General features: G+C 60.3%; 15 protein-coding genes. 10 read left to right on the forward strand and 5 right to left on the reverse strand.

The annotated features are described in order from the left end of the window. Nucleotides 1–67: 67 nt before the first annotated feature. Nucleotides 68–2,170: a bifunctional rhamnulose-1-phosphate aldolase/short-chain dehydrogenase gene (locus FIV05_RS16860; protein WP_152510369.1), complete on the reverse strand. Its 2,103-nt coding sequence runs from the start codon at nucleotides 2,168–2,170 to the stop codon at nucleotides 68–70. A 184-nt stretch (nucleotides 2,171–2,354) separates the two neighbouring features. Between FIV05_RS16860 and FIV05_RS16865 the strand changes: the two genes are divergently transcribed. The 8 genes from FIV05_RS16865 to ttcA all read left to right on the forward strand — a co-directional run bounded on the left by FIV05_RS16865 (nucleotide 2,355) and on the right by ttcA (nucleotide 10,610). Beyond that, a complete protein-coding gene (locus FIV05_RS16865) occupies nucleotides 2,355–3,161 on the forward strand; it encodes a DeoR/GlpR family DNA-binding transcription regulator (RefSeq protein WP_031269240.1) in 807 nt (268 codons plus the stop codon). Nucleotides 3,162–3,216: 55 nt separating this feature from the next. Beyond that, nucleotides 3,217–4,209, forward strand: a complete 993-nt coding sequence (gene rhaS / locus FIV05_RS16870) for a rhamnose ABC transporter substrate-binding protein (protein WP_077292528.1) — start codon at nucleotides 3,217–3,219, stop codon at nucleotides 4,207–4,209. Between the two features lie 101 nt (nucleotides 4,210–4,310). Further along, a complete protein-coding gene (locus FIV05_RS16875; RefSeq protein ID WP_152510370.1) occupies nucleotides 4,311–5,864 on the forward strand; it encodes a sugar ABC transporter ATP-binding protein in 1,554 nt (517 codons plus the stop codon). Then, nucleotides 5,861–6,844, forward strand: coding sequence for an ABC transporter permease (locus tag FIV05_RS16880; RefSeq protein WP_055655090.1), 984 nt, complete (start codon nucleotides 5,861–5,863; stop codon nucleotides 6,842–6,844). The genes FIV05_RS16875 and FIV05_RS16880 overlap by 4 nt, the downstream gene beginning before the upstream one ends. Then, nucleotides 6,841–7,857 carry an ABC transporter permease gene (locus FIV05_RS16885; protein ID WP_152510371.1) on the forward strand — a complete coding sequence of 339 codons (1,017 nt, stop codon included), beginning with the start codon at nucleotides 6,841–6,843 and terminating at the stop codon, nucleotides 7,855–7,857. Before FIV05_RS16880 ends, FIV05_RS16885 begins: the two co-directional genes overlap by 4 nt. A gap of 3 nt (nucleotides 7,858–7,860) precedes the next feature. Continuing rightward, on the forward strand, nucleotides 7,861–8,175 hold the full coding sequence (rhaM, locus tag FIV05_RS16890; protein ID WP_152510372.1) for an L-rhamnose mutarotase: 315 nt from the start codon (nucleotides 7,861–7,863) through the stop codon (nucleotides 8,173–8,175). 6 nt (nucleotides 8,176–8,181) lie between these two features. Beyond that, nucleotides 8,182–9,564 carry an FGGY-family carbohydrate kinase gene (locus FIV05_RS16895; protein WP_152510373.1) on the forward strand — a complete coding sequence of 461 codons (1,383 nt, stop codon included), beginning with the start codon at nucleotides 8,182–8,184 and terminating at the stop codon, nucleotides 9,562–9,564. A 107-nt stretch (nucleotides 9,565–9,671) separates the two neighbouring features. Beyond that, on the forward strand, nucleotides 9,672–10,610 hold the full coding sequence (ttcA, locus tag FIV05_RS16900; RefSeq protein ID WP_152510374.1) for a tRNA 2-thiocytidine(32) synthetase TtcA: 939 nt from the start codon (nucleotides 9,672–9,674) through the stop codon (nucleotides 10,608–10,610). Nucleotides 10,611–11,073: 463 nt separating this feature from the next. On the opposite strand, the gene FIV05_RS16905 is transcribed toward ttcA, so the two are convergent. Then, complete coding sequence (locus tag FIV05_RS16905) at nucleotides 11,074–11,952, reverse strand: LysR substrate-binding domain-containing protein (RefSeq protein ID WP_152510375.1); 879 nt, start codon at nucleotides 11,950–11,952, stop codon at nucleotides 11,074–11,076. A gap of 114 nt (nucleotides 11,953–12,066) precedes the next feature. Between FIV05_RS16905 and FIV05_RS16910 the strand changes: the two genes are divergently transcribed. Together FIV05_RS16910 and FIV05_RS16915 are read left to right on the forward strand one after the other, a co-directional pair. Beyond that, a complete protein-coding gene (locus tag FIV05_RS16910) occupies nucleotides 12,067–13,062 on the forward strand; it encodes an NAD(P)-dependent oxidoreductase (protein WP_152510376.1) in 996 nt (331 codons plus the stop codon). Further along, nucleotides 13,059–14,483, forward strand: a complete 1,425-nt coding sequence (locus FIV05_RS16915) for an aldehyde dehydrogenase family protein (protein ID WP_152510377.1) — start codon at nucleotides 13,059–13,061, stop codon at nucleotides 14,481–14,483. Before FIV05_RS16910 ends, FIV05_RS16915 begins: the two co-directional genes overlap by 4 nt. 93 nt (nucleotides 14,484–14,576) lie before the next feature. Here FIV05_RS16915 and FIV05_RS16920 read toward each other — a convergent pair whose 3' ends face one another. From FIV05_RS16920 to FIV05_RS16930, 3 genes are all read right to left on the reverse strand, one after another. Then, entirely contained in the window at nucleotides 14,577–15,167 is a 591-nt protein-coding gene (locus FIV05_RS16920) for a L,D-transpeptidase (RefSeq protein ID WP_152511958.1), read from the reverse strand. Between the two features lie 79 nt (nucleotides 15,168–15,246). Then, the gene (locus FIV05_RS16925; protein WP_173013875.1) at nucleotides 15,247–15,711 is read right to left on the reverse strand and encodes a DUF411 domain-containing protein; all 465 of its coding nucleotides are present in this window, start codon (nucleotides 15,709–15,711) and stop codon (nucleotides 15,247–15,249) included. Then, a complete protein-coding gene (locus FIV05_RS16930; protein ID WP_152510378.1) occupies nucleotides 15,704–15,985 on the reverse strand; it encodes a hypothetical protein in 282 nt (93 codons plus the stop codon). The genes FIV05_RS16925 and FIV05_RS16930 overlap by 8 nt, the downstream gene beginning before the upstream one ends. Nucleotides 15,986–16,040 lie beyond the last annotated feature (55 nt).

Here is a 16,040-nt window from a genome sequence, read left to right on the forward strand (position 1 = left end):
CTTCGAGACGGACCTGACGGTCCTCCTCAGGATGAGGGAAGATGTGGTTCGATTACCTTGAGGACTGCTACCGCGTGAAAGCCTGAACGTTGCCGGCGTCGACGTTGATGATGTTCCCGGTCGACTTGGCGGAAAACTCGGAGGCGAAGAAGTAGGTTGCCTCGGCGATATCTTCCGGCAGCACGGACAGTTTCAGCAGCGAGCGCTGGCGGTAGTGTTCCTCCAGCTCCGACGTGTCCTTGCCGTAGGCTTTGGCGCGTTCCTTCAGCCAGTCACCGGACCAGATCTTGGACCCGCGCAGGACAGCGTCCGGATTGACCACATTGACGCGGATCCCCTCCGGAGCGCCTTCCAGGGCAAGGCAGCGGGCCAGGTGCAATTCGGAAGCCTTGGCCGTGCAATAGGCGCTGGCACCGGGAGACGCGGCGAGGCCGTTCTTCGATCCGATGAACACGATGGAACCACCGACCCCTTGCGTCTTCATGACCTTGAAGGCCTCACGGGACACCAGGAAGTAACCGGTCGACAGGATCGACATGTTCCGGTTCCACAGGTCGAGCGTGGTGTCCTCGATCGGGGCGGAAGACGCGATGCCGGCGTTGGAAACGAGAATGTCGACACCGCCGAATTCCAGTGCAGCTCTGGCAAAGCTGTCTGCCACGGCGTCTTCACTGGTGACATCCATCGTCACCGTGCGCACGACGTCCCTGGAATAGCGTGCGGAGAGATTGTCGGCGGCGGCCCCGAGTGCGTCCGCGTCGATGTCGGCCAGCACCACGCAGGCGCCTTCGCGCAGAAAGCGTTCAGCGGTGGCCGAGCCGATGCCGCCGGCGCCGCCGGTTACCAGCGCGATCTTGCCTGCAAGGCTCTTGGGTTTGGGCATGCGCTGGAGCTTGGCTTCCTCCAGAAGCCAGTATTCGATGTCGAAGGCTTCCTGTTCCGGCAGGCCGCGATAGGTGGAAACGCTGGAAGCGCCGCGCATGACGTTGATGGCGTTGGTGTAGAACTCGCCGGAAATCCGCGCGGTCGCCTTGTCCTTGGCGAAGGTGATCATGCCGACGCCCGGCACCAGGTAGACAACGGCGTTCGGGTCGCGAAGGGCAGGGCTGTCGTCGTGCTTGCAGCGCTCATAATAGGCCGCATAGTCGTCACGGTAAGCTTCCGCTGCCTGACCGAGCCCGGCAAGCGTTGCCTCGATGTCCGGGGTGGCGGGATCGAAATCGACCACGAGCGGGCGGATCTTGGTGCGCAGGAAATGATCCGGGCAGCTTGTGCCGAGGGCGGCAAGGGCTTCCATGTCATTGGCGCAGACGAATTCCAGCACAGCGTCGCTGTCGTCAAAATGACCGACCATATGCTGCTTGCCGGATACCATCCCCCGGATTGCGGGCATCAGGCGGGCGGCAACCCCACGCCGGTCCGATGGAGCCAGGGCGCGGTGTTTCGAGCCGCCGAAGGCATCTTTTCCTGCCGTCTTTTCCTCAAACCAGGCAATCGCCTTGTTGATGATCTCCAGGGTGGTTTCGTAGCAGGTCCTGGCGTCGTCAGCCCATGTAAAGAGTCCGTGGCTTTCCAGAACGACCCCGCGAGCCTCCGGATTTTCAAGGCAGAATTTTTCCAGCCACAGGCCCAGTTCATAGCCCGGGCGCTTCCAGGGCAGCCAGCCGATGTCGGCGCCGAAGATCTCCTGCGTGATTGCCTTGCTGTCGCTTGCCGCGGCAATGGCGATGATTGCGTCCGGATGCATATGGTCGACATGGCTTTTCGGCACATAGGCATGAAGCGGGGTGTCGATGGAGGCGGCGCGCGGGTTCAGGTTGAAGGTGCAATGGGGCAGGCAGGCGACCATCTCGTCTTCAAACTCGACGCCGCGATAGAGCCCTTTAAGTGCCCGCAGCTTGTCCATGTAGAGTGTCGCAAAACCATCCATCTTGATGGTGCCGACATCGCCGCCCGAGCCCTTGACCCACAGTACCTCGACCTGATCGCCGGTGAGGGGATCCTTCTCCATCGCCTTGGCGGAGGTGTTGCCGCCACCGTAGTTGGTGATGCGCTTGTCGGAGCCCAGGAGGTTTGAGCGATAGAGCAGCAGCTCCGCTTCGCTCATGCCGGAAGCCTTCTGGTCATCCCACAGGTTTGCAAGCCGGGAACCGGCAGCGGAATTCAACATCTTTTCCTCCCAGGTAAGCCTGACGGCTTGCGTCTCGTTGTTTAGAAACTCGCTTGAACGGATCAGGTTGTCAATCAAAAACGATCAATATCAATCATATTGCGCTGCAAAATGATCATTTTTGATTTTTTATGATTGACATTGACCGGTGTTGGTGGAAACGTTTGATCAATGGGAGGACCAGATGCACGAGAAAGAACGCCACAGGATCATATTGTCCGCAGTCCAGGATCGTCCGGTCGTGACGGTACAGGAGCTGGTGGCGTTGACGGATTCCTCAGAAGCGACCATCCGTCGTGACATTGCCCAGCTGCATGTGCAGAAGAAGCTGCGTCGTGTGCGGGGTGGGGCGGAGAGCATTCATCCACCGCAGTTCGTCGGTCTGGCGGGGCGTCCGTTCAGTGTCAACGAAACGATCAACATCGCTCAGAAACGCGCAATCGCGCAAAAGGCGGTGGAGCTGTGCGAGGATGGCGATGCCATCATCATCAACGGCGGCACAACCACCTTTCAGATGGTGCATCCGCTGGCAACCAAGCGCTGCCAGGTGTTCACTAACTCGTTTCCGATTGCCGAGCATCTCCTCAAGAATTCCAAGAACACCATCATGCTCTCGGGCGGGGTGATCTATCGCGAACAGAACATCATCCTGAGCCCCTTCGACAATGACGTGACCCGGAACTTCTACGCGACGCGCATGTTCATGGGCGCCCAGGGGCTTGGGCCGCTTGGGCTCATGGAGGCCGATCCGTTGCTCATTCAGGCCGAGCAGAAGCTGATCGGCCAGGCGGATGAACTGGTGGTTCTGGCGGATTCATCGAAATTCAGCGCACGTTCCAGCCTGATCCTGTGCCCGCTCGAGCGGATTTCCACCGTCATCACCGATGACAGGATCCCCGACAGCGCGGCCAACATGCTGGAACAGGCCGACATCCATCTGATCGTGGCGGAAACAAGCGCCGCACAGACCAAGGCAACCTCGAACGGGTAGCCGGCACACTGTCCGGACCTTGGGAGGGGCCGGCAGCACTTTAGGGAGGAAGACCATGAAATTGCTCAAGTCACTTCTGGCGGCAACAGCAGTCGCCGCCGTCTGCATCGCCGCACCGGCCAGTGCCGCGGAAAAACGCATCGCCCTTGTCGTCAAGGCGCTCGGCATCGGCTTCTTTGAAGCTGCCGCCAAGGGCGCTGAAGAAGCTGCCAAGGAACTCGGCGATGTCGAGATCATCTACACCGGCCCGACCGACACGACCGCAGAAGGTCAGATCGAGGTCATCAACGCGCTGATCGCCCAGAAGGTGGATGCCATTGCTATCTCCGCCAACGATCAGGACGCCCTGGTGCCGGCACTGAAGAAAGCCATGGACCGCGGCATTACCGTGATTTCCTGGGACAGCGGCGTTGCGCCGGAAGGTCGCCAGCTTCACCTCAATCCGTCGTCCAATCCGCTGATCGGCAACATGATCATCAAGCTGGCCGCCGATCATCTGCCCGATGGCGGTGATGTCGCCGTCCTGTCCGCGTCCGCAACCGCCACGAACCAGAACATCTGGATCGAGGAAATGAACAAGGTGAAGGATAACTATCCGGGCATCAACGTGGTCGCCACCGTCTATGGTGATGACCTTGCCGACAAGTCCTACCGTGAAGCCCAGGGCCTTATGCAGACCTATCCGGATCTGAAGGCGATCATCGCTCCGACGTCCGTGGGCATTGTTGCGGCCGCTCAGGCAGTCTCTGACGCCGAAAAAGCAGGACAGGTCAACGTGACCGGGCTCGGCCTGCCGTCAGAAATGGCTGGCCACATCGAATCCGGTGCATCCAAGTCGTTCGCCATCTGGAACCCGATCGACCTTGGCTATTCGGCAACCATGCTGGCCTACAACCTGTCCACCGGCGCCGCGGAAGCAAAGCCGGGCGCGGAAATCCCGATGGGACGTATGGGCACGCTGACGCTCAACGACAGCAACGAAGGCGCGATGGCGGACCCGTTCGTCTATGACAGCTCCAACATCGACGACTTCAAGGACATTTTCTAAGCTGGTCGCCAGGACCGGACGATAGAAACATGTCAGACCCGGTGCCATGCGCACCGGGTCTTTGAAACCAGCAACGAAACTCCAGGCTCCGGGAAATGGTCATGCTTGCGAACACGCAGGGCATAGCGGACACGCATCCGCAAACGGAAGACGGCACGGGGCCGGTACTGACGCTCAGCGGTATCTCCAAATCGTTCCCGGGCGTGAAGGCGCTTTCCGAAGTATCGCTGGAGCTGTTCCCGGGGGAAGTTACCGCCCTGGTGGGTGAAAACGGCGCGGGTAAATCCACCATCGTGAAGATCCTGACCGGCATCTATCAGCCGGACGAGGGCGCAATCGCGATCAATGGCACGCCGGTTTCCTTTCCCACCGCCCAGGACGCGGGCCGGGCAGGGGTGACGGCGATCCATCAGGAAACCGTCCTTTTCGATGATCTGTCTGTGGCGGAAAACATTTTCATCGGCCATGCGCCGAAAACGCGTTTCGGGCTGATCGACCGCAAGGAAATGCTGCGCAAGGCACAAGCGCTGCTCGACCGGATCGGCGCCAGGATCGATCCGAATGTCACGCTGAAGGATCTCGGTATTGCCAACAAGCACCTGGTGGCGATTGCCCGGGCGCTCTCCATCGACGCCAAGATCGTCATCATGGATGAGCCGACCGCCTCGCTCTCCCACAAGGAAATCGAGGAAACCTACGAGCTGGTGGAACGCCTGAAGGCGGAAGGCAAGGCGATCCTCTTCATCAGTCACAAGTTCGACGAGATCTTCCGCATCGCGGACCGCTACACGGTTTTCCGGGACGGCCAGATGGTCGGCAAAGGCAAGATCGAGGCTGTTTCCGAACAGGAGCTGGTCAAGCTCATGGTCGGCCGGTCAGTCGACCAGGTTTTCCCGAAACGAGCACCGCAACTGGGTGAGGAAGTGCTGAAGGTTGTCGGCTATTGCCACCCGACGGAATTCGAGGACATCGGCTTCACGCTTCGTGCGGGAGAGATCCTTGGGTTTTACGGCCTTGTGGGTGCCGGGCGCAGCGAATTCATGCAGGCGCTGTTCGGGGTGACCAGGCCTTCCAAAGGGGCTATCCGGATCGACGACAGGATCGCCGTCATTCGCGATCCCAACGAGGCCATCCGGCAGGGCATCGTCTATGTCCCGGAGGACCGGGGTAAACAGGGCGCGATCAAGGGCCTGCCCATTTTCCAGAATGTCTCGCTGCCGTCGCTCAAGGAAACCTCACGCAAGGGGTTCCTGCGGCTTGCGGAGGAATTCAAGCTGGCCCGTGACTACATGCGGCGGCTGGACTTGCGCGCAGCAGCTCTTGACCAGGATATCGGCGAACTGTCCGGCGGCAACCAGCAGAAGGTTGTCATCGCCAAATGGCTTGCGACCAAACCTCGGGTGATCATCCTGGACGAACCCACCAAGGGCATCGACATCGGGTCCAAGGCCGCGGTGCACGAATTCATGGCGGAACTGGCCGCCGAAGGTCTGGCGGTCATCATGGTGTCGTCCGAAATTCCGGAAATTCTCGGCATGTCCGACCGGGTGATTGTGATGCGGGAGGGGCGTATCGCCGCCGAATTTGAAGGCGCTGACCTGTCGCCCGAACATCTGGTGCGGGCGGCTGCCGGCATCACGGAGGTGCGCACATGATCCGCTCGCTGATGAAATCGCGCGAGACCATTCTCGCCGGAGCTATCCTGGTTCTGGTGCTGGCCATTGCCACTCGCTTTCCCGGCTTCGTCGCACCGTCCAACCTGGCGAATGTCTTCAACGACACGGCTCCGCTGATCATTCTGGCACTCGGCCAGATGGTGGTGATCCTCACCCGGTGTATCGATCTGTCCGTTGCCGCCAACCTTGCGCTCACCGGCATGGTGGTCGCCATGCTCAACATGGCCATGCCCGGTCTGCCGGTGCCGGTTATCCTGGCCTTGGCGATCTGTCTTGGAGCCTTGATGGGGCTTGCAAACGGACTGCTTGTCTGGAAGCTGGATATTCCGCCCATTGTCGTCACCCTTGGCACGATGACCATCTACCGGGGCATCATCTTCGTCATTTCCGGCGGGGAGTGGATCAACGCCCATGAGATGAGTGACGCCTTCAAGGCCTTCCCGCGTGAGGTCGTGCTCGGTCTGCCGGTTCTGTCGTGGATAGCGATCGCCGTCGTAATCGGGTTCATCGTTCTGGTCGGGCGAACACCACTTGGCAGGGCTTTCTTTGCCGTTGGCGGCAATCCGCACGCGGCGGTCTATACGGGCATCAATGTCGGCCTTACCCAATGCGCGGCCTATGTCATTTCCGGCGCGCTTGCCGGCCTTACCGGCTATCTCTGGGTTGCCCGCTATGCCGTTGCCTATGTCGATATCGCAGGCGGTTTCGAACTTGAGGTGGTCGCAGCCTGCGTCATCGGCGGGATCTCGATTGCCGGCGGCATCGGGTCTGTCGGCGGGGCCCTGCTCGGTGCGCTGTTCCTCGGCATCGTCAAGAACGCTCTTCCGGTCATCAATATCTCCCCCTTCTGGCAGCTCGCGATTTCCGGCAGCGCAATCATCATCGCCGTAGCCTTCAACGCCACGTCCAACCGGACCAAGGGCCGGGTGATCCTGAAAAAAGCGGAGCACGCAGCATGAGCCTCGCCACCCCAGACACCGGCGCGCAGGGGCGTCAGATTCCGGACAGGCTGAAGTCGCCGCTGCAGCGGTTTCTGGTGAGCTGGGAACTGCTGCTACTCGTGGTCGCCGTCGCCGTCTTCACGCTGAACAGCTTTGCCTCGCCTTATTTCCTCGATCCGTGGAACCTCTCCGACGCGACCTTCAACTTCACCGAAAAGGCGATGATCGCCTTTGCCATGGGATTGTTGATCATTTCCGGCGAGATCGACCTTTCGGTTGCCTCGATCATCGCACTGTCGTCCACGGCCATGGGCTTTGCCGTCCAGATGGGGGCCGATACGCCGCTTCTGGTCATGATCGGCCTGGGTACAGGGCTGCTGTGCGGTGCCTTCAACGGCTTCCTGGTGACCGGCTTCGGCCTGCCGTCCATCGTGGTGACCATCGGCACCATGAGCCTTTTCCGTGGCATTTCCTATATCGTGCTCGGCGACAAGGCCTACACCGGCTATCCGTCCGACTTTGCCTTTTTCGGGCAGGGCTACGTCTGGTGGGTGATCTCTTTCGAGTTCGTCCTGTTCGCTTTGCTTGCCATCGTCTTTGCCGTCATCCTGCACAAGACGAACTTTGGCCGCGCGGTCTATGTCGTCGGCAACAACCCTGTCGGCGCGCTTTTTTCCGGTATTCGCGTGCCGCGGGTCAAATTTGCGCTCTTTCTGCTCACGGGGCTTATGTCCGGTGTTGCCGCCATCTGCCTGACCTCGCGCCTCGGGGCGACAAGACCATCGATTGCTTTCGGCTGGGAGCTTGAGATCGTGACAATGGTGGTGCTGGGCGGCGTCAATATTCTCGGTGGCTCCGGCTCCATTCCGGGCGTGGTGATCGCTGCCTTCGTCATGGGCATGGTCACCTTCGGGTTTGGCCTGCTCAACGTACCGGGCATCGTCATGTCGATCTTCATCGGTCTGCTGCTGATTGCCGTCATTGCCCTGCCGCGCATCGCCCACCGGGTTCTCGCAAAGCGGAAGGCCTGAACCATGGAAAAATATGCCTTCAAGATGAAGCTCAACCCGGGCATGGAAGCGGTATACCGGAAGCGCCACGACGAAATCTGGCCGGAACTGGTAGCCTTGCTGAAAGACGCAGGCATCAGCGACTATTCAATTCATCTGGATCCCGAGACCGACATCCTCTTCGGCGTGCTTTGGCGTCAGGATGGCCACAAGATGGACGATCTGCCGAACCACCCGGTGATGCGGAAATGGTGGGCACATATGGCCGATGTGATGGCGACCAAGCCGGACAACCAACCGGTGGCAACACCGCTCACAACCGTCTTTCATATGGATTGAGCGTTGATGGCAGCGATCCGGAATGTGGGCGTCATCGATATCGGCAAGACCAATGCCAAGGTTGCCGTGGTCGATCTGGACCAGCGCAGGGAGCTTGGCGTCCTGACGCGGCCCAACACGGTCCTGCCGGGCCCTCCTTATCCGCATTTTGACCTGGAAGGCCACTGGGATTTCATCTGCGACGCGCTGGCGGAGCTGCACAAGGCCCATGGTATCGATGCCCTGTCGGTGACGACACATGGTGCCAGCGCCGTGCTTCTGGACGCGGAAGGGAACCTTGCCGCGCCGATGCTGGACTATGAATTCACCGGCCCGGACGACCTGGCGGCCGCCTATGATGCGATCCGGCCGGACTTCGCCGAAACCGGGTCACCCAGGCTCGGCATGGGCCTCAATCTGGGAGCGCAACTCCACTGGCAACTGAAAACGGACCCGGGTCTGCTTGACCGGGTGGCGACGGCTCTGACCTATCCGCAATACTGGACCTGCAAGCTCACCGGGGTTCTGTCCAACGAGGTGACTTCGCTCGGCTGCCATACCGACCTCTGGTGCCCGTCCGAAAACCGGTTCTCCTCGCTGGTGAACCGGCTCGGGCTGGAGGAGAAGATGGCTCCCGTGCGCAAGGCGGGTGATCGTCTCGGGTCCGTCCTGCCGGAGGTTGTGACCCGGACCGGATTGCCGAAGGATACTCCGGTCGCCTGCGGCATTCACGATTCCAACGCGTCGCTTTATCCGCATCTGATCCGGCGACAGCCTCCGTTTTCGGTCGTCTCCACCGGCACCTGGGTGATCGTGCTGGCGATAGGAGGCGGCCGGGTGTTCCTCGATCCGTCCCGCGACACGCTGATCAATGTCAACGCTTTCGGGGATCCGGTGCCTTCGGCAAGGTTCATGGGGGGACGTGAGTTCGACATGATCCTGAAGGGACGTGAAAAGGGCTGTTCGGAAGAACAGATTGATACCGTGCTTTCTCGCGAGATCATGCTTTTTCCCGCTGTCGATCCGCGCTCCGGCCCTTTTCAGGGACGGGAGTATCACTGGAGCGTGGATGAGACGCTCCTGAGCGACGGCGAACGCTTTGCGGCTGTGTCCTTCTATCTGGCGCTGGTGACGGCGGAGTGCCTGGCAATGACCAGTGCGGAAGGTCCAATCGTCGTGGAGGGGCCGTTCGCGCAGAACGGGCTTTACCTTGACATGCTGGAGGCTGCGACAGGGCGGCCGGTTGAAGCGTCGGCTGGGTCGCTCACCGGAACCAGTATCGGCGCCGCGTTGCTGGTGGCGGACGGTGATACGGAAAAACGGCAGCAGGCTGGCCCACGCGGAAACGGCGGCGAACGTCTTTCTCGGCTAAAGCGATATGCAGGGAAATGGCAAGAACAGCTCCAGTGAGCGAACTGCCATCCCCTGATACGCACGGCTTTTCCCTTTTCCCGGCAGCCTTGATCCGCTATGTCAGCGCAAAGACAGCGAACCCAACAAGCCGCCGAGCTTCTCAAATGAACGATATTGCCGACAGCACCGACATCGACGTACCCGCATTGCTTCGCAATGCACCTGCGAGCGTCGAATTCAAGAAGCTGCGAAAGCGCCTTTTGCGCCAGGCGCGTGAGGCGATTGCCGACTTCGGGATGCTGCCGGAAGGGGCTTCCCAGGAAAAGCGGCCGAAGTGGCTGGTCTGCCTGTCGGGTGGCAAGGACAGTTACACGCTGCTGGCGGTGTTGATCGAACTGAAATGGCGTGGTCTGCTGCCGGTCGACCTGATTGCCTGCAATCTGGATCAGGCTCAGCCCGGTTTTCCGGCGGACATCTTGCCGAAATTCTTCGAGGACAACGGTATCGAGCACATCATCGTGCGCGAAGACACCTATTCCATTGTCACCGACAAGATCCCCGAGCACCGCACCTATTGTTCGCTGTGTTCGCGCCTGCGCCGCGGAATTCTCTACCGCATCGCACGGGAGCAGGGCTGCGAGGCCATTGTGCTCGGCCATCACCGGGAAGATATTTTGGAGACGTTCTTCATGAACCTCTTCCACGGTGGCCGTCTGGCCTCCATGCCGCCCAAGCTGGTCAACGACGAGGGCGATCTTCTGGTGCTCCGCCCGCTTGCTTATTCGGCTGAAAGCGACATCGCACGCTTTGCCAATGGCATGCAGTTCCCGATCATTCCCTGCAATCTCTGTGGCTCGCAGGACGGTCTGCAGCGCGAGGAAGTCAAACGCATGCTGCAGGGCTGGGAAAAGGCAACGCCGGGACGCCTCGGCGTCATGGCCCGCGCTCTCGGCCACACCCGGCCGTCGCATCTCCTCGACCGCTCGCTCTACGACTTCGTCAACCTGCGCCCGGCTGAGGGCGTGTCCGAGGAGAGCGGTGACGCGGAAGAACCCTGTGGCGCAAGCCTGGCGATGACGGCAAAGCTGTTCGCCGCCGAGTGACCTTCTGAGGCGCATCCGCGGTAACAACGGCGTTCTGATAGCCCCATTCCTTATCCCCACGCTCCCCGTCATTGCCGGACTTGATCCGGCAATCCAATCCCTGGCCATTCCAAATGGATAGGAGTTGCCGTGTCGTGTTGCATCGGCATGGATGCCATGGTCGAGCCATGGCATGACGTGGTTTGGGGAGCGGCATCAGGAAAGTGCTCAGACTCAGCCTGCTCCGTCATTGTCACACGTCCTTGGCTTGTCATCCCGGTTTGTCGCACCAGCGACAAGACCGGGATCCAGTATGCCCAGCGATTGGGCTTCTAAGAAGAAATGTATTTCAATACCCTATCGGGTTTCCGCTGAGGTGAGTGCCTGTGAGCGCGGAGACGTGCATCTATTGAAATCGATATGAGCCTCTTGCCCACTTCCAGCGCGCAGGTGAGCGTTTGACCTCACCGGAATAGCCACCGGCCTATGCTGCAAACAGGTCTCGCAGCCAGGTTTCCACCCGTTGAACCGCCGGTTTTCGCGGTGAGGAATTATCCCGGTTCAGCAGGTAATGGGTGCGCATGGAAGGCAGCCCCGGGTCCAGAGGGGTCGTCAGCCGTCCGCTTCCCGCCAGCCGGGCTGCAACCTTGCCCAGCAGCAGGGCGACACCGCCGCCGGCAGCCGCCAGTTCAACCGCGGCGAGGGAGGTGTCGACGGTGACGCCTGAGTGTCCGGATGGCTGCGTGAGGTACTGAGCTTCGAAAAAACGTGGCCAGTGATCGTCGAACCCCAGAATGTGAATGCGTGGAACATCCATCAGATCCGCCGGTTCCTTCAATCTTTCGGCCAGCCTCGGATGACAGACCGGAACGATCTTTTCCGGTCCCAGCGGTTCTGCATGCGCACCGGGCCAGTTGCCCGTGCCGAGGCGGATCTCGATGTCGGTGCCGGTCTCAAGAGCCGTGTCGGCCCAGATTGCCGACAAGAGCCGGATGTCCAGTTCAGGATTGACCTTCTGAAACTCCGCCAGGGCTGGGGCGATGATGAGAACAGTTTCGGAAATCGGCGCCCGAATGGTTACGGAGCCGGCCGTTCGGTTGCCGAAGAGGCTGTCCGTGGAGACGGCAAGGTCCTGCAAGGCCTTGCGTACCGACGGCAGATAAGCCCGGCCACTGGCGGTAAGCTCCAGCTTTCGTGTCGTGCGTTCGAAAAGCTGATGGCCGAGCTGGCTTTCCAGTGCGCTGATGTGCGTGCTGACAGCGGCCTGGGTGAGGCCGAGTTCCGCGCCTGCTGCGGTGAAGCCACCCAGCCGGCTGACGGCTTCGAAGCTTCTCAGCCAAACGAGATTGGGGAGTGCCGACATTCTCTTCATTCATAAAAATAGTTTGGTAATTGGCTGAATTAATATCATTTCTCTATTTCATAGGCGAGGCGCAAAGTGAGGGCATCAAACCCTGCTTCACGAAAGGCGCTTCTCATGCGGGTCGGTTTCATCGGATTGGGCAACGTCGGCGGCAAACTGGCCGGCAGCCTGCTGCGTAATGGTCTTGACGTCATGGTGCTGGACCTCAATCCGCTGCTCATGGAAAGCTTTGCGGCCAGGGGAGCCCTTCGCGGTGAAAGCCCGAAGGAGCTTGCAGAAAGCTGCGATGTCGTCATCACCTGCCTGCCCAGTCCGGCAGCCTGTGCAGCGGTCGTGGAAGGTCCGGACGGTCTTCTGGAAGGTATTGGCCCGGGCAGGATCTGGGCGGAAATGTCGACAACGGATGCCGGCGAAGTGCGCCGCCTGGCAGGGCTTGTTGTCGCCAGAGGGGCGGAGGCGATCGAATGCCCGGTTTCGGGCGGCTGTCACAGGGCTGCTACCGGAAATATCTCGATCTTTGCCGGGTGTCCGCGGGAAACCTTCGAGCGCATGCTGCCGCTCCTGACCGTTCTGGGGCGGCGCGTGCTGCACACCGGCGAGATCGGCTCGGCATCTGTTCTGAAAGTCGTCACCAACTATCTGGCAACGGCCAATCTGGTGTCTTTGGTCGAAGCACTGACCACCTGCAAGGCAGCCGGAATGGATCTTGGCACGGCATACGAGGCGATCCGGATTTCCTCAGGTAATTCGTTCGTCCATGAAACGGAGAGCCAGGTGATCCTCAACGGCTCGCGCGACATCTCCTTCACCATGGATCTTGTTGCCAAGGACATCGGCCTGTTCCAGAAAATCGCAGACGATCATCAGGTGCCGCTGGAAGTGTCGCCGCTTCTCAACCGGATTTTTGCAGACGGGATCGACCGCTATGGTCCGCGGGAAATGTCGCCCAACATCATCAAACGCCTTGAAGAAGCAACCGGTCTTGATATCCGGGCACCGGGTTTTCCGGATGAGATGGTTGACGAGGAGCCGGAAGAAGCCGGATATGAGGTTACGCCAAGAAGTGGCGACGACATGAATCTGAACAGACGGGAAGCAGCAGGCGGATGATTGAAAAGCGGCAGTTCTATATCGGTGGATCCTGGGTCGATCCGGTCGAGGCAAAAACGCTCGAGGTGATCAACCCGGCGACGGAAAAGCCGGTTGCCGTGATCTCCCTGGGCAGTGCCGCCGATGTGGACAAGGCGGTTGCTGCAGCCAAGGCCGCTTTTGCAGGCTGGTCGGAAACAAGTGTCGAGGAACGTGCCGCGCTTCTTGAGCGTGTCATCGCGATCTACCAACGTCGGTCGGAGGAAATGGACGAGGCGATCCGGCTTGAAATGGGGGCGCCGCGCAGCTTTGCGCGCGGCAGCCAGACGCCTGCCGGATCCGGCCACCTGGAAGCGACGCTGGAAGCCCTGAAGCATCATGTGTTCGAACGTCCCAGCCCGCGTGGCGGCAGCGTGCTGCGGCACGAGCCGATTGGCGTTTGTGGCTTGATCACGCCCTGGAACTGGCCGATCAACCAGATTGCGGCAAAGGTCGCGCCCGCGCTCGCTGCCGGTTGCACCATGGTGCTGAAGCCAAGTGAAATTGCGCCGCTCTCCGGGCTTCTCTTCGCCGAGATCCTGGATGAGGCCGGCTGCCCGGCTGGTGTTTTCAATCTGGTAAATGGCGATGGGCCGGGTGTCGGATCTGCAATGTCCTCGCATCCGGATATCGACATGATGTCCTTTACCGGTTCGACCCGTGCCGGCGTCGCGGTCAGTCAGAATGCTGCACCGACCGTCAAGCGTGTTGCGCTGGAGCTCGGCGGCAAGTCGGCCAATCTGCTCTTTGCAGATGCGGACCTGGAAACGGCCCTGCGCACGTCGCTGTCGGGCTGCTTTTCCAACACGGGTCAGTCCTGCGATGCTCCGACCCGTCTACTTGTCGAGCGAAGCGTCTATGACGAGGCTATTGCGCTTGCCGGAAAGATTGCGGCGGAAACCAAGGTCGGGGATCCGGCGGAGGAAGGGGATCACATCGGGCCGGTGATCAGCGATCTGCAATACGAAAAGATCCAGGGCCATATCGAGCGCGGTCTGGCAGACGGCGCTCGCCTTGTTGCCGGTGGTCCAGGCAAACCGAAGGGGTTCGAGACAGGGTATTTCGTTCAGCCGACAGTGTTTGCCGATGTTACCAACCAGATGTCGATTGCCCGTAACGAGATCTTCGGGCCCGTGCTGGTGATGATCCCGTTCGAGACGGAAGAGGAGGCTGTCGCGATTGCCAACGATACGCCTTACGGCCTTGCCGCCTATATCCAGACCGGCGATCCGGAACGGGCGAAGCGCGTAGCCCGCAAACTGCGTGCGGGCAGCGTCTATATCAACGGCAACAGTCCGGACTGGGATGTGCCGTTCGGCGGGTACAAGCAGTCCGGCAATGGCCGCGAATATGGCGAATTCGGCCTGGAAGACTTTCTGGAACTGAAAGCCATTACAGGCTGATACCAGGCAGCGGACGCACCAGCCATTGCTGACGGCTGGAGATGGCGAAGGGACCGGCTGGCCGGCCCCTTTTCCGCAAGCGTGTCTTGAACCTTACAAAACGACGATCTGGGATCCGTCAGCAACCCGGCCGTAAAGATCGATGACGTCCTGGTTGATCAGGCGGACACAGCCACTGGAAACGGCAGAACCGATTGTCCAGTATTCGCTCGTGCCGTGGATACGGTAGAGCGTGTCCTTGTTGCCCTGGAAGATGTAGAGCGCTCGTGCACCCAGCGGGTTTTCGATGCCCGGGGGCATGCCGCCGTTACGCCAGCTCCATTTTTCCAGTTCCGGCTGCCGCTGGATCATCTCTTCCGGCGGTGTCCATTTGGGCCAGGCGGCCTTGCGGGCGATCCGCGCACGGCCGGACCATTCGAACCCGGCACGACCAAGGCCGACGCCGTAGCGCATCGCCTTGCCGTTTTCCTGGACGAGGTAGAGGTAGTAGTTGCTGGTATCGACGACCAGCGTACCGACCTTCTCGCTGGTCTGATAATCGACCTGTTTGCGGTAATAGCGTTCCGGTACCTTCTTCAAATCCGGAGCAGGGATCGGAAACTGCTCTTCCGGCATCGCACGGTACATGGCAAGGACGGACGGATCCTGCCAGGGGGCGAGTGGTTGCTGGGGAGCGGTCGTCATACAGCCGCTGACGGCGAGCCCTGTAAGGCTCGCCGACCCGGCAAGAAATGATCTTCTTGTAAGGTTCGTCATTTGAAGGCTACTGGCCTGTTTCTAGATAAGGGACGGGAGGATCGGCCGGATTTTGGCCGAGGGTGTAAACCGTGTATTGCGCCGTCGGGTCGTCGCCCATGCCGAGCGACCCCTGGGGCATGCCCGGAACCGCGATGCCGCGAATGTCCGGACGCTCCGACAGCATTTTTTCAACCGCTTCCAGCGGCACATGTCCTTCGATGATGTATTTCCGGTCACCACCGGTCACCGCCGTGTGGCAGGCCTGCATGTCATCGGGAATGCCTGCCTGCGCCTTGATGGAGCTCAGGTCTTCCATATCGTGAACGGCGACCTTGTATCCGGCAGCCTCGACAGCCTCGGTCCACAGCTCGCAGCAACCGCACCAGGGTGTCTTGTAGACCGTGATCGTGTTGTCTTCCGCAGCCCAGGCGACCGAGGACAAGGCCAGGAACCCACCGGCAAGTGCAAAAGCGAAAGGTCTCCTAGACATGATCGGCCTCCTTTCGTGCGTGCGCATGGCATGGCTTGCCCATGACACGATGCAGAATCACATGCATGGCGACGCAGCCGAACATCGGCACGGCCAGCAGCAACGCTTCACCAGCCGTCAGTCCGGTCGGTGCGGACACGATCAGGAGACCGGTCACCACCGCCATCAGCAGGCAGCAGCCGAGCATGAAGAGCTTGTTCCTGTTCAGATTTTTCCGAGTTCGATATGCAGGCGCCGCATAGGATGCCTGTGTACCGTTTTCCTGAAGACTCATGATTTTTTCCTGTCTTTCAGGCGAACTGTTCTCATGCCGGTCAAATGTGCCCCGG

The sequence above is a fragment of the Labrenzia sp. THAF191a genome, from assembly GCF_009363335.1.
GTDB lineage: Bacteria > Pseudomonadota > Alphaproteobacteria > Rhizobiales > Stappiaceae > Roseibium > Roseibium algicola.

Excerpts from the sequence above, each read along its gene's own strand:
- FIV05_RS16860 (WP_152510369.1), bottom strand. The coding sequence starts at position 2,170 with ATGTTGAATTCCGCTGCCGGTTCCCGGCTTGCAAACCTGTGGGATGAC.
- FIV05_RS16865 (WP_031269240.1), top strand. The coding sequence starts at position 2,355 with ATGCACGAGAAAGAACGCCACAGGATCATATTGTCCGCAGTCCAGGAT.
- rhaS (WP_077292528.1), top strand. The coding sequence starts at position 3,217 with ATGAAATTGCTCAAGTCACTTCTGGCGGCAACAGCAGTCGCCGCCGTC.
- FIV05_RS16875 (WP_152510370.1), top strand. The coding sequence starts at position 4,311 with ATGCTTGCGAACACGCAGGGCATAGCGGACACGCATCCGCAAACGGAA.
- FIV05_RS16880 (WP_055655090.1), top strand. The coding sequence starts at position 5,861 with ATGATCCGCTCGCTGATGAAATCGCGCGAGACCATTCTCGCCGGAGCT.
- FIV05_RS16885 (WP_152510371.1), top strand. The coding sequence starts at position 6,841 with ATGAGCCTCGCCACCCCAGACACCGGCGCGCAGGGGCGTCAGATTCCG.
- rhaM (WP_152510372.1), top strand. The coding sequence starts at position 7,861 with ATGGAAAAATATGCCTTCAAGATGAAGCTCAACCCGGGCATGGAAGCG.
- FIV05_RS16895 (WP_152510373.1), top strand. The coding sequence starts at position 8,182 with ATGGCAGCGATCCGGAATGTGGGCGTCATCGATATCGGCAAGACCAAT.
- ttcA (WP_152510374.1), top strand. The coding sequence starts at position 9,672 with ATGAACGATATTGCCGACAGCACCGACATCGACGTACCCGCATTGCTT.
- FIV05_RS16905 (WP_152510375.1), bottom strand. The coding sequence starts at position 11,952 with ATGTCGGCACTCCCCAATCTCGTTTGGCTGAGAAGCTTCGAAGCCGTC.
- FIV05_RS16910 (WP_152510376.1), top strand. The coding sequence starts at position 12,067 with ATGCGGGTCGGTTTCATCGGATTGGGCAACGTCGGCGGCAAACTGGCC.
- FIV05_RS16915 (WP_152510377.1), top strand. The coding sequence starts at position 13,059 with ATGATTGAAAAGCGGCAGTTCTATATCGGTGGATCCTGGGTCGATCCG.
- FIV05_RS16920 (WP_152511958.1), bottom strand. The coding sequence starts at position 15,167 with ATGACGACCGCTCCCCAGCAACCACTCGCCCCCTGGCAGGATCCGTCC.
- FIV05_RS16925 (WP_173013875.1), bottom strand. The coding sequence starts at position 15,711 with ATGTCTAGGAGACCTTTCGCTTTTGCACTTGCCGGTGGGTTCCTGGCC.
- FIV05_RS16930 (WP_152510378.1), bottom strand. The coding sequence starts at position 15,985 with ATGAGTCTTCAGGAAAACGGTACACAGGCATCCTATGCGGCGCCTGCA.